Origin of the sequence: Cohnella boryungensis, assembly GCF_042651945.1 — a bacterium.
GTDB lineage: Bacteria > Bacillota > Bacilli > Paenibacillales > Paenibacillaceae > Cohnella > Cohnella boryungensis.
Genome location: NZ_JBHSED010000035.1, coordinates 249,423 through 263,638 on the forward strand (window position 1 = coordinate 249,423; position 14,216 = coordinate 263,638).

Here is a 14,216-nt window from a genome sequence, read left to right on the forward strand (position 1 = left end):
GGGAAAACCGATGAGCGCGAACAGGACGGATTCGCTGACCGAGCGACTGGTTGCCATCCGGCGCCATCTGCATGCACATCCGGAGCTGTCGCATGAGGAACACGAGACGACGGCGGCGATTCGGGGCTGGCTCCGCGAAGAAGGCATCCGAATCGCGGATTACCCGCTGCGCACCGGCGTAGTCGCAGAGGTCGGAGGCCTCCGCGGAGGCCCGACTATTGCCATTCGCGCCGATATCGACGCGCTTCCGGTGCAAGAAGAGACGGGGCTGCCATTCGCGTCCAAAGCGGCGGGCAAGATGCACGCGTGCGGACATGATTTTCATACGGCAGCTGCGATTGGAGCCGCGATTCTGCTCAAGAAGCGGGAGAGCGAGTTGGAGGGGACGGTTCGTTTCCTGTTCCAGCCGGCCGAAGAGAAGGCCAAAGGCGCCTCCGAGGTCATCGCGAGCGGTGCGCTGGAAGGGGTGCGGGCAATCTTCGGCTTGCACAACAAGCCGAACCTGCCGGTCGGAACGATCGGCATCAAGGCCGGACCGATCATGGCGGCCGCCGACGGTTTTATCGTGGAAGTGAAAGGTTTGGGAACACACGCGGCAGTCCCCGAAGCGGGCATTGATCCGATCGTCGTCTCCGCGCACATCATTACCGCGTTGCAATCGATCGTCAGCCGCAACGTCAGCGCGCTGGACGGGGCGGTGGTCAGCGTGACGCGGCTGCACAGCGGAACGGCCTGGAACGTGATCGCCGACCAGGCTGTGTTCGACGGCACGCTGCGGACGTTCGACGAGGGTGTGCGAGCGAAGGTGCGGGAGCGGTTCGAGCAGATTGCGACCGGCGTGGGCGCAGCGCTTGGCGCGGAAACCCGCGTTCGCTGGCTGGACGGCCCGCCAGCCGTCGTGAACGACGCGAAGTGGGCCGAATGGTCGGCCGAGACGGCTCGCGCCCTCGGGCTGAACGTCGTCGAGCCGGCTCCGAGCCCGGCGGGAGAAGATTTCTCTTTCTACCTGCAGCGAACGCCGGGCATTTTCTTTTTCCTCGGCACAGCGGGCCCGCAGGAATGGCATCATCCGGCTTTTGACGTCGATGAACGGGCGTTGCCCGTCGGGGCCTCGTTCTTCGCCTCTCTGGCTGCAGACGCTTTATCCCGATTAGCGGATTCCGCATTGAAGTAAAGGAGGAACGACCATTCGCCAATTGTACGATGTTATCGTTGTCGGCGCAGGATCGATGGGCATGAGCGCCGGTTACGAGCTGGCTCGCAGGGGCTTCAAGACGCTCCTTATCGATGCCTTTGATCCGCCCCACGCTCAAGGCAGCCATCACGGCGAGCCGCGTCTGATCCGGCATGTATACAGCGGCGGACCGACCTACATCAAGCTCGCCCTGCGCGCGGACGAACGATGGCGGGAACTGGAGGCCGCCTCGGGCGAGAAGCTGCTGGAGAGATCGGGCGTGCTGAATCTGTACGATCCCGCGGCGTACACCTACCGTGACCGATTCGAGCATGCCGCGGCTCACGGGATTGCATTCGAGGAGCTGGATGCGGAGCAAATCCGCAGCCGTTGGCCGGCTGTGCGCCCGCCCGAAGGGTACCGCGCAATGTATGAACCGAATGCGGGCTACCTCTATAGCGAGAAATGCATTGCGGCGTACAGGAGGCTGGCTCTGCAAGCCGGCGCCAGGCTGCTGACCGACGCTTTCGTCACGGGTGTCGAACCGGCTGGCGCCTTCGTCACCGTACGCACAGAGAAGGAAGAGTGGATTGCCAATCAGGTGATTCTGACCGCCGGAGCGTGGTTCCGGACGCTGGCGCCTTTCGTCCGGCTGCCGATCCGAGCCGTGCGCAAGGTGGTCGGCTGGTTCGAATCGGACGCGCCTTCACTGGATGCGGGGAGCCTGCCCGGCTTTACGTTCGGCGACAGTACGGGCGGCTACTACGGCTTCCCGAGCATTGGCGGCGCCGGCGTGAAGATCGGGAGGCATGACGGCGGCGTTGAATGGCAGCCCGGCGAACCGCTTGCCCCGTTCGGAGCCTACCCGGAGGACGAAGGAGAACTGAGGCGGGCATTGGAGGCTTTCTTGCCGGGCGCGGCGGGCAAGCTGCTGAGTAGCGCCGTCTGCAAATACGAGAACACGCCCGACGAGCATTTCATTATCGACGATCACCCCGAGCATCCCAACGTGCTTCTGGCGGGAGGATTCTCCGGCCACGGGTTCAAGTTTGCCAGCGCGGTCGGCGAGCTTCTGGCGGATCGGATTGAACGGGGCAGATGGGGACAGGATCTCGGATTGTTTGCCGCAACGCGCTTTTCCGAACCCACTGCGCAATAATTCATTTTTTAGGAGGCCTAGCCTATGAGTGAATCGACAATATCCATCGAGGCTTATTTGCACACCTACGATCAACTGCGGGAAGCGGTGGAGGGCTTGTCCGAGCCCCAGCTCGTCTGGAAAGCGACAGAATCGCAATGGAGCGTAACGGAGGTGCTGACACACCTGGTGGATCATAGCATCGTCGTTTCTTTTCGCATTCGGGAGGTGCTGGCGGGCTCGGAGGCTCGTCTTCCCGGATTCAGTCAGGACTTCTGGGTAGCCGGTCAGAGGGCGAACGAGGGAAAAGCGGAAGATGCGCTGAGCGCCTTCTGGGGGCTGCTGCTTTACAATAGCCAGCTGTTCCAGCGTCTATCGCCGGAGGACTGGAGCCGATCGGCAATCAACTTCAAAGGACAGACCGTAACGGTAGCCGCTATCGTTCAGGCGTTCATCGATCACGTCCAGCTCCATCTCGGGCAGATCGACCGAATCAAGAGCGAAGAGCGCCGCTCGGATAAATCGAGCAGCGCGGTCGGATAGGATGCAGGAGCCGAAGGATCACGAAGAAAGCGGGTGGTGAAAGTGGCGAAACATCAAGTAACCGTACGGCATGCGACGGCGGAGGATGGCGAAGCGGTGCTTCGGATTCTGCTGGCGGCTTACGGACAATACGAGGCGCTGCTGTCGACGGAGCGCTGGACGCAATACAAGGAAAGCATCGAGCAGGCGGTGGATTCGCCGACTACGAAGGCCAGACTCGTCGCCGAGCTGGACGGCGCGTTGGTCGGGAGCGTGTTTCTCTACGATTCGTCGGTTTCGGCCTACGGATCGCCGCAGCTGGAGATCCACAACCCGATTATTCGTTTGCTGGGGGTTGTGCCCGAGGCTCGCGGACATGGGATCGCCACGGAGCTTATTCGCGCCAGCGTGCGGTTAACGCAAGAGTGGCAGGCCGACAGGATTCATCTGCACACCTCGGATATGATGGACTCCGCCGTACGGCTGTATGAGCGGCTGGGATTCGAAAGGGCGTATGACAAGGAATTTCACAACGGGACAATTCTCGTCAAGAGCTATTTGCTGCGGCTGGCCGACTCTGCGCTGTTGAACGCCTGAAGGCCGCTCGCAAACCCAATCCCAAGGAGGAAGCGAAAATGGCAAAACGTAAACCTGTTAAGCTCGGAGCAATTATTCACGGCGTAGGCGGCAACATATCCGGCTGGAGGCACCCGGAGGTGCCGGCAGACGCCAGCGTAAGCTTCTCCTTCTATAAGGAGCAAGCCCAGCTCGCCGAAGCGGGCAAAATCGACCTTGTCTTCATCGCCGACGGCTTGTACATTACGGAAAAATCGATTCCTCACTTCCTCAACCGCTTCGAGCCGTTGACGCTGCTCTCCGCGCTGGCATCGGTTACGAGCCGGATAGGTCTCGTCGGCACCTTGTCGACCTCCTATAGCGAGCCCTTCACGGTGGCGCGCCAGTTCGGCTCGCTCGATCATCTGAGCGGAGGACGCGCGGGCTGGAATCTGGTTACCTCGCCGCTTGAAGGCTCGGCCAAAAATTACGGCAAACCAGAGCACCCTACGCATGACGAGCGCTACAAAATCGCGGAGGAGCATCTGGAGGTCACCCGGGGCCTATGGGATTCCTGGGAGGATGACGCCTTCGTGCGCGACAAGGCTACAGGGGTGTTCTTCGACCCTGAGAAGCTGCATCGGCTCGATCATAAGGGCGAGTATTTCAGCGTGCAGGGACCGCTTAATATCGGAAGATCGCGGCAGGGTCAGCCCGTCGTGTTCCAGGCCGGTTCTTCGGAAAGCGGCAAGAACCTTGCGGCCAAAGGCGCCGACGCCGTGTTTACCGGCCATGAGACGTTGGAGGAAGCGAAGCTTTTCTACAGGGAGGTCAAGGAGCGCGCCGTAGCCTATGGCAGATCGGAGGACGATATCGTTATCTTGCCGGGAATTTCCCCGATTATCGGGAGAACCTTCGAGGAGGCGGAACGCAAATACGAGGAGATCGCGAGCCTTGTAAGCATCGAGAATGCGCTTGACTATTTGGGCCGTTTCTTCGAGCACCACGATTTCTCGCAGTATCCGCTGGATGAACCGTTCCCGGACATCGGAGATTTAGGGAGCAACAGCTTCCGCAGCGGCACGGACAAAATCAAGCAAACCGCCAAGGAGCAGGGGCTTACGCTTCGCCAGGTCGCCTTGCGGTCGGCAACGCCTCGGGGGCAGTTCATCGGAACGCCCGAGCACATCGCGGATCTGATTCAGCAATGGCATGAAGAGAAGGGCGCCGACGGATTCATTATCCATTCCTCGCTTCCGAGCGGCTTGCGCGATTTCGTCGAGCTGGTGATCCCTATTCTTCAGGAACGCGGCATCTATCGCACGGAGTACGAATCCGATACGCTTCGCGGCAACCTCGGGCTGAAGGTTCCGGTTAACCGCTATACGGCGGAGAAAGTCCAGAGCTGAGGCCGGAAATAACGAAGCCTGCCGGTCCATTTTCTCCATATGCAGGAGCAATTTGGGCCGGGTTGCGGCTCCCCCTTCTTCATTTTCCCTCTCGCCTGTTACGGAAATATGTAATATGATGAGAGCTTACGAACATGACCGAACGGTGGGAGACTCGCAAAATGAAGCTAACAATCGAGAGAATCGTAACGCGTCCGCTAGGGATTATGGCTGTGGCGGGAGGCGCGACCTTCCTATGGGGGAGCGCGTTCCCGGTCATCAAGCTTAGCTATGCCGAGCTGGGGATCGAGAAAGCTCATCTCTACGAGCAGATTCTGTTTGCGGGCTATCGGTTTACGTTGGCGGCATTGCTTATCCTGTTCATCATGAAGCTGATGGGCCGCAGCGTGGCCTATCAGAGCGGAACGTGGCGAGGCGTCGGACGAATCGGCTTGTTCCAGACGCTGCTGCAATATGTATTTTTCTACTATGGCTTGAGCGGTTCTACGGGGATGCAAGGCTCGATTATCGCAGGGACGACCTCCTTCTTCCAAATTGTCATCGCCCACTACATGTATGCGAACGATCGGTTAAACTCGCGAAAGCTGCTCGGGCTGATTGTCGGCTTTGCCGGAGTAGTCGTCGTAGGCATGGCGAAAGGCGCGGTGGACGTTCGCTTCGGATGGGCCGAAATCTGTCTGCTTCTGGCCATGTTCTTCGGCGGACTCGGCAACGTCTTGTCCAAGAAGGAAGCCGAGCGAATGGACATCCTGTATATGACCGCTTATCAGATGCTGCTCGGTGGCGTTGTGTTAATCGCGATCGGAGCGGCCGGCGCAGGGCTTATGCCGTTCGCCTTCACTTGGAATGCGCTTGGTATGCTGTTCTATCTTGCCGTATTATCGGCGCTTGGCTTCGTGATGTGGAATACGGTCATGAAGTACAACCAGGTCGGAAGAATCTCGATGTATCTGTTCCTGATTCCGGTATTCGGCGTATTTCTGTCGGCATGGCTGCTGTCGGAGCCCTTGCAGCTGTCCGTCTGGCTCGCGCTGGGCTTGGTGGTCGGCGGAATTGTTATCGTGAATGGAAGAAGGGTAAGGAAAGCCGGAGCTTCCGGGGGATGAATCGTCGGAGGGCAAGTCCCGTTGCCGGACATTGGCGCCCGAAACGAACCAACTCCCGTCGGGGTCGCGTCAGCGATTCCGGCGGGAGTTGGTTTTTTCTTGTCCAAGCTTGCTAATCGTTTAGCTACATCGTTATTGCTTACGTAGCCTAAAGTTTACTCTGGGTCTTCGAACCGACTCCCTGAAGGCTGTTAGTTCGACTAATGCTCACTACTGCTCTCCGTACCGTCTCCCGGCAGACAATTAGTTATGTGAATCCGCACTGCTGCTCTCCATACCGCCCCCGGCAGGCAATTAGTTATGCGAATCCGCACTACTGCTCTCCATACCGCCCCCGGCAGGCAATTAGTTATGCGAATCCGCACTACTGCTCTCCGCACCGTCTCCCGGCAGACAATTAGTTATGCGAATCCGCACTACTGCTCCCCGTACCGACTCCCGGCAGACAATTAGTTATGCGAATCAGCACTATTGCTCTCCATACCGACTCCCGGCAGACAATTAGTTATGCGAATCAGCACTACTGCTCTCCATACCGACTCTCGGCAAGCAATTAGTTATGCGAATCAGCACTACTGCTCTCCGTACCGACTCTCTGCGGGCAGTTAGTTCGACTAGCCCAAAGTTATACTTCCTTAGTCGTTCAGCTTCGCCGCTTTCAGGAAGCGTTGAACGATAAGGGCGGATTCCGCCCGGGTAATCGGCTTGTCGGGAAGGATCAAGCCCTTGTTTCCGTTAATGATGCCGTACTGAATGCTCAAAGCCGCGGCGCTGCGCGACACGAATTGAAGCTCGTTCTGATCCTTGAAGGCATTTAATTGCTCGTTCGTCATCTGATTCGTAATGGCAACGTTCATCCCGGCCGCTTGCATCCCCTTGAACAGAATGACCATCGCTTCCTCGCGAGTCAAGGGCTCGTTCGGATTGAAGCGTCCGTCATGATCTTCGAACAATCCGTAAGCAACTGCCGTTCCGATCGGCTCGTAGAACCAGTCTTTCTTCTGTACGTCGGCGAATGACAAGGAAGAGTCACTGGAGGCTTGCAGCCCTAAAGCTCTTACGAGAATTGCGCTGAATTCGGCGCGTGACACCGATTTGTTCGGCTGGAAGAGCTGCTCGTTCACGCCTTGAATGATCAGCTTGGACGCCATGTCCTCAATCCCGGCTTTAGCCCAGTGACTCGTAATGTCGGTGAACGTTTTTTCGTTGCGTATGACGGCGTAGACGCTGTTCGTCAGACTGTAAAGGGTCGCATAGGCTTTGCCATTGTCCTTCACGATGCGGGTTGGCACCGGGACAAGCTTGCCGTCCTTCGTCAGGAGAACGCCCGTTATCCCTCTGTCCGAATTAACGCCGCCAGGAATTGCAATCGTCCGTTCTACGTAAGCGAGAAATTGTTTGAGCTCGACGGTTTTTCCCGCAGATGAAGCCGTAATGGAAAATTCGATCGCCGGTGAGATCAGGGAGATTCCTTTCAATCCGTTGCGGATAGATTCGATCTCCGTATCCGGCACATTCGCGACGCGAATGCTGAGCTCGATGTCCTTCAGCGAAGCCTGGGCTCCGAAGCTTGCTGCCAGCCGCTTCAAGTCAAGCTGTCCGGCACTAAGGGTGTAAGCGGCGTTGCCTGCCTGAATTTGAATGGCCGCGCTCTTGTCCTCCAGAGCTTGAAGCAATTGGCCGCTAAGCACGGTTATGACTTGATCGGAGCCATTGTTCACCGGAATGACAATCTTGGGATGGCTGCTCAAGGCGCTGAGCTGTCGGACAAAAGCTTGTTCGTCAAAGCGAAGCGTAGTCGTTTGTTTGCCGTCGGTTTGAACAATGGATAGCTTTGCGACGTTATCGAGCACGATTCCGTTCACCGTAATCGGCAGGTAGCTTCCCGGGACGTTTCCTCCTCCTCCCGAAGAAGGAATCGCGAGCTGGAAGGAAATTGTCGTTTGATTGCCGGCGGCGTCCGCTACGATCAAGGTATAAGTGCCCGAGACAAGAATCTTGGTGCCGGAAGAAAAAGGCGCATTGTTAAGCGTAGCTGTACCCTCGTTAAAAGCAATGGTGACAGGGGCTGTATAAGCCGGCATACCGTCAGCGACCCCGGTAACGATTGGCGCGGTCTTGTCGAGCTGGAAGGCGATTGTCGTTTTGTTGCCCGCCGTATCCGTCACTTCAAGCACATAGCTGCCCTCGGCGCTGATCGCTGTGCCGGAAGTGTATGGATCGTCGTTCAGCGTAGCTGTGCCATCTGTGAACGTGGCGGTTACATTTGTATTGTAGCTTGAGCCTTCGGTAACTCCCGTGACGGTTGGCGGAGTTTTGTCGATGGTGAACGTAACGGTGGTGCTGTTGCCGGCGGTATCGGTGACGACGAGCACGTAATCGTCTTCTGCGCTGACCGTTGTTCCCGATGTGAAATTCGAACCGTTTAGCGTAGCGGAGCCTTCGTTAAAGGAAACGGTTATGTCGGCGTTATAGACTCCGCCGTCATCTACGCCGGTGACGATAGGCGGAGTTTTGTCGATGGAGAAGGAGATCGTCGCTTTGTTACCCGCCGTATCGGTCACTTCAAGCACATAGCTGTCCTCGGTGCTGATCGCCGTGCCGGAAGTGTAGGGAGCGCCGTTCAGTGTAGCTGTGCCATCTGTGAACGTGGCGGTTACATTTGTATTGTAGCTTGAGCCTTCGGTAACTCCCGTGACGGTCGGCGGAGTTTTGTCGATGGTGAACGTAACGGTGGTGCTGTTGCCGGCGGTATCGGTGACGACGAGCACGTAATCGTCTTCTGCGCTGACCGTTGTTCCCGATGTGAAATTCGAACCGTTTAGCGTAGCGGAGCCTTCGTTAAAGGAAACGGTTATGTCGGTGTTATAGACTCCGCCGTCATCTACGCCGGTGACGATAGGCGGAGTTTTGTCGATGGAGAAAGAGATCGTCGTCTTATTGCCCGCCGCATCCGTCACTTCAAGCACATAGCTGTCCTCGGCGGTGATCGCCGTGCTGGAAGTGTAGGGGGCACTGTTCAGGGTAGCCGTGCCTTCATTGTAAACGGCGGCTTTGTCCGTATTGTAGCTCGCGCCGTTGGTCACGCCTGTTACGACAGGCGGGGTTTTATCGATAGAGAAGGAGACTGTCGTCTTATTGCCTGCCGTATCCGTCACTTCAAGCACATAGCTGTCCTCGGCGGTGATCGCGGTGCCGGAAGTGTAGAGATCGTCGTTCAGCGTAGCCGTGCCTTCATTGAAGGTAGGGGCTTTGTCGGTGTTATAGACTCCGCCGTCATCTACCCCGGTGACGACAGGCGGGGTTTTATCGATAGAGAAGGAGACCGTCGTCTTATTGCCTGCCGTATCCGTCACTTCAAGCACATAGCTGTCTTCGGCGCTGATCGCCGTGCCGGAGGTGTAGGGGGCACTGTTCAGGGTAGCCGTGCCATCTGTGAAATTGGCGTTTAGATTTGTATTGTAGCTTGATCCTCCGGTAACTCCCGTGACGGTCGGCGGGGTTTTGTCGATGGTAAACGTAACGCTGGCGCTGTTGCCTGCGGGATCGGTGACGATGAGCGTGTAATCGTCTTCTGCGCTGACCGTTGTTCCCGATATGAAATTCGAACCGTTTAGCGTAGCGTAGCCTTCGTTAAAAGAAACGGTTTTGTCGGTGTTATAGACTCCGCCATCATCTACCCCGGTGACGACAGGCGGAGTTTTGTCGATAGAGAAGGAGACCGTCGTTTTGTTGCCCGCCGCATCCGTCACTTCAAGCACATAGCTGTCCTCGGCGGTGATCGCGGTGCCGGAAGTGTAGGGATCGTCGTTCAGCGTAGCTGTGCCTTCATTGTAAACGGGGGCTCTGTTCGTGTTGTAGCTCTCGCCGTCGTCCACGCCGGTGACGACAGGCGGAGTTTTGTCGATAGAGAAGGAGATCGTCGTTTTGTTGCCCGCCGTATCCGTCACTTCAAGCACATAGCTGTCCTCGGCGGTGATCGCGGTGCCGGAAGTGTAGGGATCGTCGTTCAGCGTAGCCGTGCCTTCATTGAAGGTAGGGGCTTTGTCGGTGTTATAGACTCCGCCGTCATCTACCCCGGTGACGACAGGCGGAGTTTTGTCGATAGAAAAGGAGATCGTCGTTTTGTTGCCCGCCGTATCGGTCACTTCAAGTACATAGCTGTCTTCGGCGCTGATCGCCGTGCCGGAGGTGTAGGGGGCACTGTTCAGGGTAGCCGTGCCATCTGTGAAATTGGCGTTTACATTTGTATTGTAGCTTGATCCTTCGGTAACTCCCGTGACGGTCGGCGGGGTTTTGTCGATGGTAAACGTAATGCTGGCGCTGTTACCTGCGGGATCGGTGACGACGAGCTCGTAATCGTCTTCTGCGCTGACCGTTGTTCCCGATATGAAATTCGAACCGTTTAGCGTAGCGTAGCCTTCGTTAAAAGAAACGGTTTTGTCGGTGTTATAGACTTCGCCGTCATCTACCCCGGTGACGACAGGCGGAGTTTTGTCGATAGAAAAGGAGATCGTCGTTTTGTTGCCCGCCGTATCCGTCACTTCAAGCACATAGCTGTCCTCGGCGGTGATCGCCGTGCCGGAAGTGTAGGGGGCACTGTTCAGGGTAGCCGTGCCTTCAGTGAACGTGGCGGCTTTGTCCGTATTGTAGCTCGCGCCGTTGGTCACGCCAGTGACGACAGGCGGAGTTTTGTCGATGGTGAACGTAACGCTGGCGCTGTTGCCGGCCGCATCTGTGACGACGAGCATGTGCACGCCCTCGGCGCTGACTGTCGAACCGGATGAGAACGATGCGCCGCCCAAGGTAGCGGAGCCTTCGTTAAAGGAAACGGTTTTGTCGGTATTATAGACTCCGCCGTCGTCCACGCCAGTGACGACAGGAGGGGTTTTATCGATAGAGAAGGAGATCGTCGCTCTGTTGCCCGCCGTATCCGTCACTTCAAGCACATAGCTGCCCTCGGTGGTGATCGCCGTGCCGGAAGTGTAGGGAGCGCCGTTCAGGGTAGCCGTGCCTTCAGTGAACGTGGCGGCTTTGTCCGTATTGTAGCTCGCGCCGTTGGTCACGCCTGTTACGACAGGCGGAGTTTTGTCGATAGTGAACGTAACGCTGGCGCTGTTGCCGGCCGCATCTGTGACGACGAGCGTGTGCACGCCCTCGGCGCTGACTGTCGAACCGGATGAGAACGATGCGCCGCCCAAGGTAGCGGAGCCTTCGTTAAACGTGATCGTTTTGTTGGTGTTATAGACTCCTCCGTGGTCTACGCCGGTGACGATAGGCGGGGTTTTGTCGATGGTGAACGTAATGCTGGCGCTGTTGCCGGCCGCATCTGTGACGACGAGCGTGTGCATGCCCTCGGCGCTGATCGTCGTGCCGGAAGTGTAGGGAGCGCCGTTCAGCGTAGCCGTGCCTTCAACAAAAGCGGGATTTCTGTTCGTGTTGTATCTCGAGCCGTTGGCCACGCCAGTGACAGTCGGCGGGGTCTTGTCGATGGTGAACGTAACGCTGGCGCTGTTGCCGGCATCGTCGGTTACGACCAGCGTATGAGCTCCTTCCGCACTGACGATTGAGCCGGACGTGAAGGGGGCTCCGTCAAGCTTGCCCGTTCCTTTATTGAACGTGATCGTCTTGTTGATGTTATACAAGCCTCCGGGGCTGACGCCAGAGATGACGGGAACTACCGTATCGACCGTAATCGTGTCGGAAAAGACCGAGGAGGCTAAACCCACGGAGTCTTGCAATTGGTAATAAACGGTTTTCAGGCCATCCCCGCTGCCCAAACTCCAAGACTTGGTCGCTGCATATGCCTCCCAACTGGACCAAGAGAGATTATCGTTAGAGAATCTCATTTGGAGCGCTTGGCCTTCGGGGTCCGCAGCGGTCAAGTTAAGCGTAACTGCGGTCGTGTTCACGTAGGCTGCGCCATTGTTAATGTTAATCGTACCTGTGGGCGGTTGATTGGGGGTATAGGTGACGATGAGCTTGGGACGCCGCGCCGCATCCAGGTGCTCCTTCGACCAGATGAGCATCCGGGCGTAGGAGGTTGCGCTCTCGTTGCCGGTAAGCACGAATGTAATATCCTTATCCGACGCGTCTGTAAATGCATTGACGATGGAAGTTACATCTACCGTGAGGAGAGCGTTAGCGTTAAGGCTGCTTCTTGGCACAATTACGGGGGCCACACCAAGGTGATGCGCGGGAAGTGTGGTATGAGTGTCCAGCAGGTCGTTGTTGTCGGAGCCCCATATGTTCAGTTGAAGCTGGTTGCTGCTGTCCTCAATAGAATAAACAGGCAGCACCAGCTCATACTTCGTTACGATGCCGGTGTAGGTGCCTATCTGAAAACGCAGGGCCGCTCTTTCAATGCTTAAGCTATTTGCTTGCTCGCCCTCTCCGATGCCGACATATAGCTTGGAGCCGAAATCATTATCGTAGGTTAGGCCCTGAAAAAGCATGACGTCCGCCAGCGGACTGAGCTCGTTAGTAGCCGCATAGGCTTTTCCGGCGAATCCTCCGGCAGGGAGCAGCCCCAGAACAAGCGCGATAATCAGCATAATCGTCCATTTTCTTTTAAGCATGATAAGCCCCCATAAACAAGAAATTTGACAAAAAAATGACCTGATTGTCCACAAGGGTCAGGTCAGAGTAGTGTTTATGTCCTTGGCGGATAAATTCCGTCGAAACAAATAATATAGTTTAGCGCTACATACGGTTGATTGTTATTGTGGGCCTGGCCACCTCCAACAGCGCCTAATGCGGATGGGCTCATGTCCACCTCGGGTGTAGGACCGTATATTTTCGCTCCGCTTAGCCCCACCGTATTGGTCCAGACCGCGTTGGTCGGATCGCCGTCTCCTTGGGCGCTATGACATGCGGGAACATGGTTATGCGCCGGCATTTGGTCAGCTTCCAGCTGTATTGAACTGGCCCCGCCCTTCTCGCCAATCCCTCTTGAGGTTAGCCCGGGACCTTCCCCTTGGTGGAGCGAAATGCGACCTCGCAAGTCCGGCAGGGCAAAGTTCGACTTGCCGTCACCCCCGTATTGAGTGTCTAGTACGCTGAACAATGCAGAGTATTGCCTGATCGGCATAATCTGACCTTCACAGAGAAGCCAATTCTTCGGTGCATATTTACCGGCGAACAAACGAATTTCCCCAACAAAAGGGTCCATGAGTCAGCCTCCTTTAATTCCGGGATGGGTAAATTCCGTTTGCGGCGATGCAGTAATTCAAGGCAAGATAAGGCTGCATGTTGGAATGGGGTTGACTGCTTCCCGTGCTTGTCATAGCCATAGCATTCATTGAAGTATTCGACGTGTCGGCGTAGCCGTTAGTGGGGGTCTGTCCCCATACATTGCCTGTAGGCTTGTTGCTGCTGGGGCCGGTGTTGCTGTTGTAGTAGCCTTTCACCATATGTGTATGGTTGGGAATTTCGTCGATGGACAGCTGATGCGATTCCTCTCCGCCGTACTTTCCGAACTCAATTCCGTTTCCCGGATGCATGGCCGCTCGGCCGCGAAGATCGGGCAGGGCAAACGTATTTACCGCGTTCCCGCCAAATTCATTGCCGACAACGGAGTAGAGAACTTGATAAATATTTATCGGCAGGATTCTTCCATCGCATGGGATCCAGCCTCTGGGCGTGAATCCCCAAGAAAATGCTCTGATTTCACCAATAAAAGGTTCGGCCATATGAGTCCTCCTGCATGATATTAGGCTTGACTGGGAAATAAGCCTTCCAAGGAAATGATATAGTTGAGCGTGATAAACGGCATCATATTGCTATGGGATTGACCGCCTCCCGCAGCGCTGACAATGTTGCCGTTCATTCTCCCATTGGGCGCCGCAAGGCTATAGGGCTTGGAGTCGGGTTCCAGCCCCCATACGTTTGCCGCCGGTGTCGTAGAATTGCTGGCTGCCGAATTCGCCGCTACGGGGTGCGTATGCGAGGGCAAGTGCTGCTGCGTTAAAAGGACGTTCTCCGCCCCCCCTGCTTGACCGATTGAGTACGGTCGTTGGGAGGGGTGATATCCTATGCTGATCCCGGTGCGCCCCCTCATATCCGGCAAAGCAAAGTTAGTGACCCCGTCTCCTCCATAAGTCGTGCCAATCAGGTTGAATAAGAGTTCGTGCTCGTGGATCGGCAGGAGTCTTCCATCGCAGAAAGCCCATCCTACAGGCGCGAACTTTCCCCCGAAAATCCGTATTTCACCTGCATAAGGGGTAGACATGTACTATTCTCCTTTCAAAGCTCGGGTATTAGAGCTTATAAGAGATGTCCTGTATAGCATTTATAAAAAAATATTACACATC

At 56.5% G+C, this 14,216-nt stretch carries 10 protein-coding genes; 6 read left to right on the plus strand and 4 right to left on the minus strand.

Translation table 11 applies throughout. The annotated features are described in order from the left end of the window. The first annotated feature begins 10 nt into the window (after positions 1 to 10). The 6 genes from ACFO1S_RS16650 to ACFO1S_RS16675 all read left to right on the plus strand — a co-directional run bounded on the left by ACFO1S_RS16650 (position 11) and on the right by ACFO1S_RS16675 (position 5,904). Positions 11 to 1,174 carry an amidohydrolase gene (locus ACFO1S_RS16650; protein WP_204603476.1) on the plus strand — a complete coding sequence of 388 codons (1,164 nt, stop codon included), beginning with the start codon at positions 11 to 13 and terminating at the stop codon, positions 1,172 to 1,174. A gap of 13 nt (positions 1,175 to 1,187) precedes the next feature. Continuing rightward, positions 1,188 to 2,333, plus strand: a complete 1,146-nt coding sequence (solA, locus tag ACFO1S_RS16655; protein WP_465251300.1) for an N-methyl-L-tryptophan oxidase — start codon at positions 1,188 to 1,190, stop codon at positions 2,331 to 2,333. Between the two features lie 24 nt (positions 2,334 to 2,357). Then, positions 2,358 to 2,855 carry a DinB family protein gene (locus ACFO1S_RS16660; RefSeq protein ID WP_204603475.1) on the plus strand — a complete coding sequence of 166 codons (498 nt, stop codon included), beginning with the start codon at positions 2,358 to 2,360 and terminating at the stop codon, positions 2,853 to 2,855. Between the two features lie 42 nt (positions 2,856 to 2,897). Next, entirely contained in the window at positions 2,898 to 3,431 is a 534-nt protein-coding gene (locus ACFO1S_RS16665; protein ID WP_204603474.1) for a GNAT family N-acetyltransferase, read from the plus strand. A gap of 38 nt (positions 3,432 to 3,469) precedes the next feature. Beyond that, entirely contained in the window at positions 3,470 to 4,798 is a 1,329-nt protein-coding gene (locus ACFO1S_RS16670) for an LLM class flavin-dependent oxidoreductase (RefSeq protein WP_204603473.1), read from the plus strand. A gap of 161 nt (positions 4,799 to 4,959) precedes the next feature. Then, on the plus strand, positions 4,960 to 5,904 hold the full coding sequence (locus ACFO1S_RS16675) for a DMT family transporter (protein ID WP_204603472.1): 945 nt from the start codon (positions 4,960 to 4,962) through the stop codon (positions 5,902 to 5,904). 635 nt (positions 5,905 to 6,539) lie between these two features. On the opposite strand, the gene ACFO1S_RS16680 is transcribed toward ACFO1S_RS16675, so the two are convergent. The 4 genes from ACFO1S_RS16680 to ACFO1S_RS16695 all read right to left on the minus strand — a co-directional run bounded on the left by ACFO1S_RS16680 (position 6,540) and on the right by ACFO1S_RS16695 (position 14,134). Continuing rightward, positions 6,540 to 12,482, minus strand: coding sequence for an S-layer homology domain-containing protein (locus ACFO1S_RS16680; RefSeq protein ID WP_204603471.1), 5,943 nt, complete (start codon positions 12,480 to 12,482; stop codon positions 6,540 to 6,542). Between the two features lie 74 nt (positions 12,483 to 12,556). Beyond that, positions 12,557 to 13,075, minus strand: a complete 519-nt coding sequence (locus tag ACFO1S_RS16685; RefSeq protein WP_204603470.1) for a phage tail protein — start codon at positions 13,073 to 13,075, stop codon at positions 12,557 to 12,559. A 13-nt stretch (positions 13,076 to 13,088) separates the two neighbouring features. Further along, the gene (locus ACFO1S_RS16690; protein ID WP_204603469.1) at positions 13,089 to 13,595 is read right to left on the minus strand and encodes a phage tail protein; all 507 of its coding nucleotides are present in this window, start codon (positions 13,593 to 13,595) and stop codon (positions 13,089 to 13,091) included. 20 nt (positions 13,596 to 13,615) lie between these two features. Next, entirely contained in the window at positions 13,616 to 14,134 is a 519-nt protein-coding gene (locus ACFO1S_RS16695) for a phage tail protein (RefSeq protein ID WP_204603468.1), read from the minus strand. Between the last annotated feature and the right edge of the window lie 82 nt (positions 14,135 to 14,216).

Bases quoted from the DNA above. Each gene is read 5' to 3' on its own strand.
- ACFO1S_RS16650 (WP_204603476.1), top strand. From the start codon at position 11: ATGAGCGCGAACAGGACGGATTCGCTGACCGAGCGACTGGTTGCCATC.
- ACFO1S_RS16670 (WP_204603473.1), top strand. From the start codon at position 3,470: ATGGCAAAACGTAAACCTGTTAAGCTCGGAGCAATTATTCACGGCGTA.
- ACFO1S_RS16690 (WP_204603469.1), bottom strand. From the start codon at position 13,595: ATGGCCGAACCTTTTATTGGTGAAATCAGAGCATTTTCTTGGGGATTC.
- ACFO1S_RS16685 (WP_204603470.1), bottom strand. From the start codon at position 13,075: ATGGACCCTTTTGTTGGGGAAATTCGTTTGTTCGCCGGTAAATATGCA.
- ACFO1S_RS16675 (WP_204603472.1), top strand. From the start codon at position 4,960: ATGAAGCTAACAATCGAGAGAATCGTAACGCGTCCGCTAGGGATTATG.
- ACFO1S_RS16680 (WP_204603471.1), bottom strand. From the start codon at position 12,482: ATGCTTAAAAGAAAATGGACGATTATGCTGATTATCGCGCTTGTTCTG.
- ACFO1S_RS16660 (WP_204603475.1), top strand. From the start codon at position 2,358: ATGAGTGAATCGACAATATCCATCGAGGCTTATTTGCACACCTACGAT.
- ACFO1S_RS16695 (WP_204603468.1), bottom strand. From the start codon at position 14,134: ATGTCTACCCCTTATGCAGGTGAAATACGGATTTTCGGGGGAAAGTTC.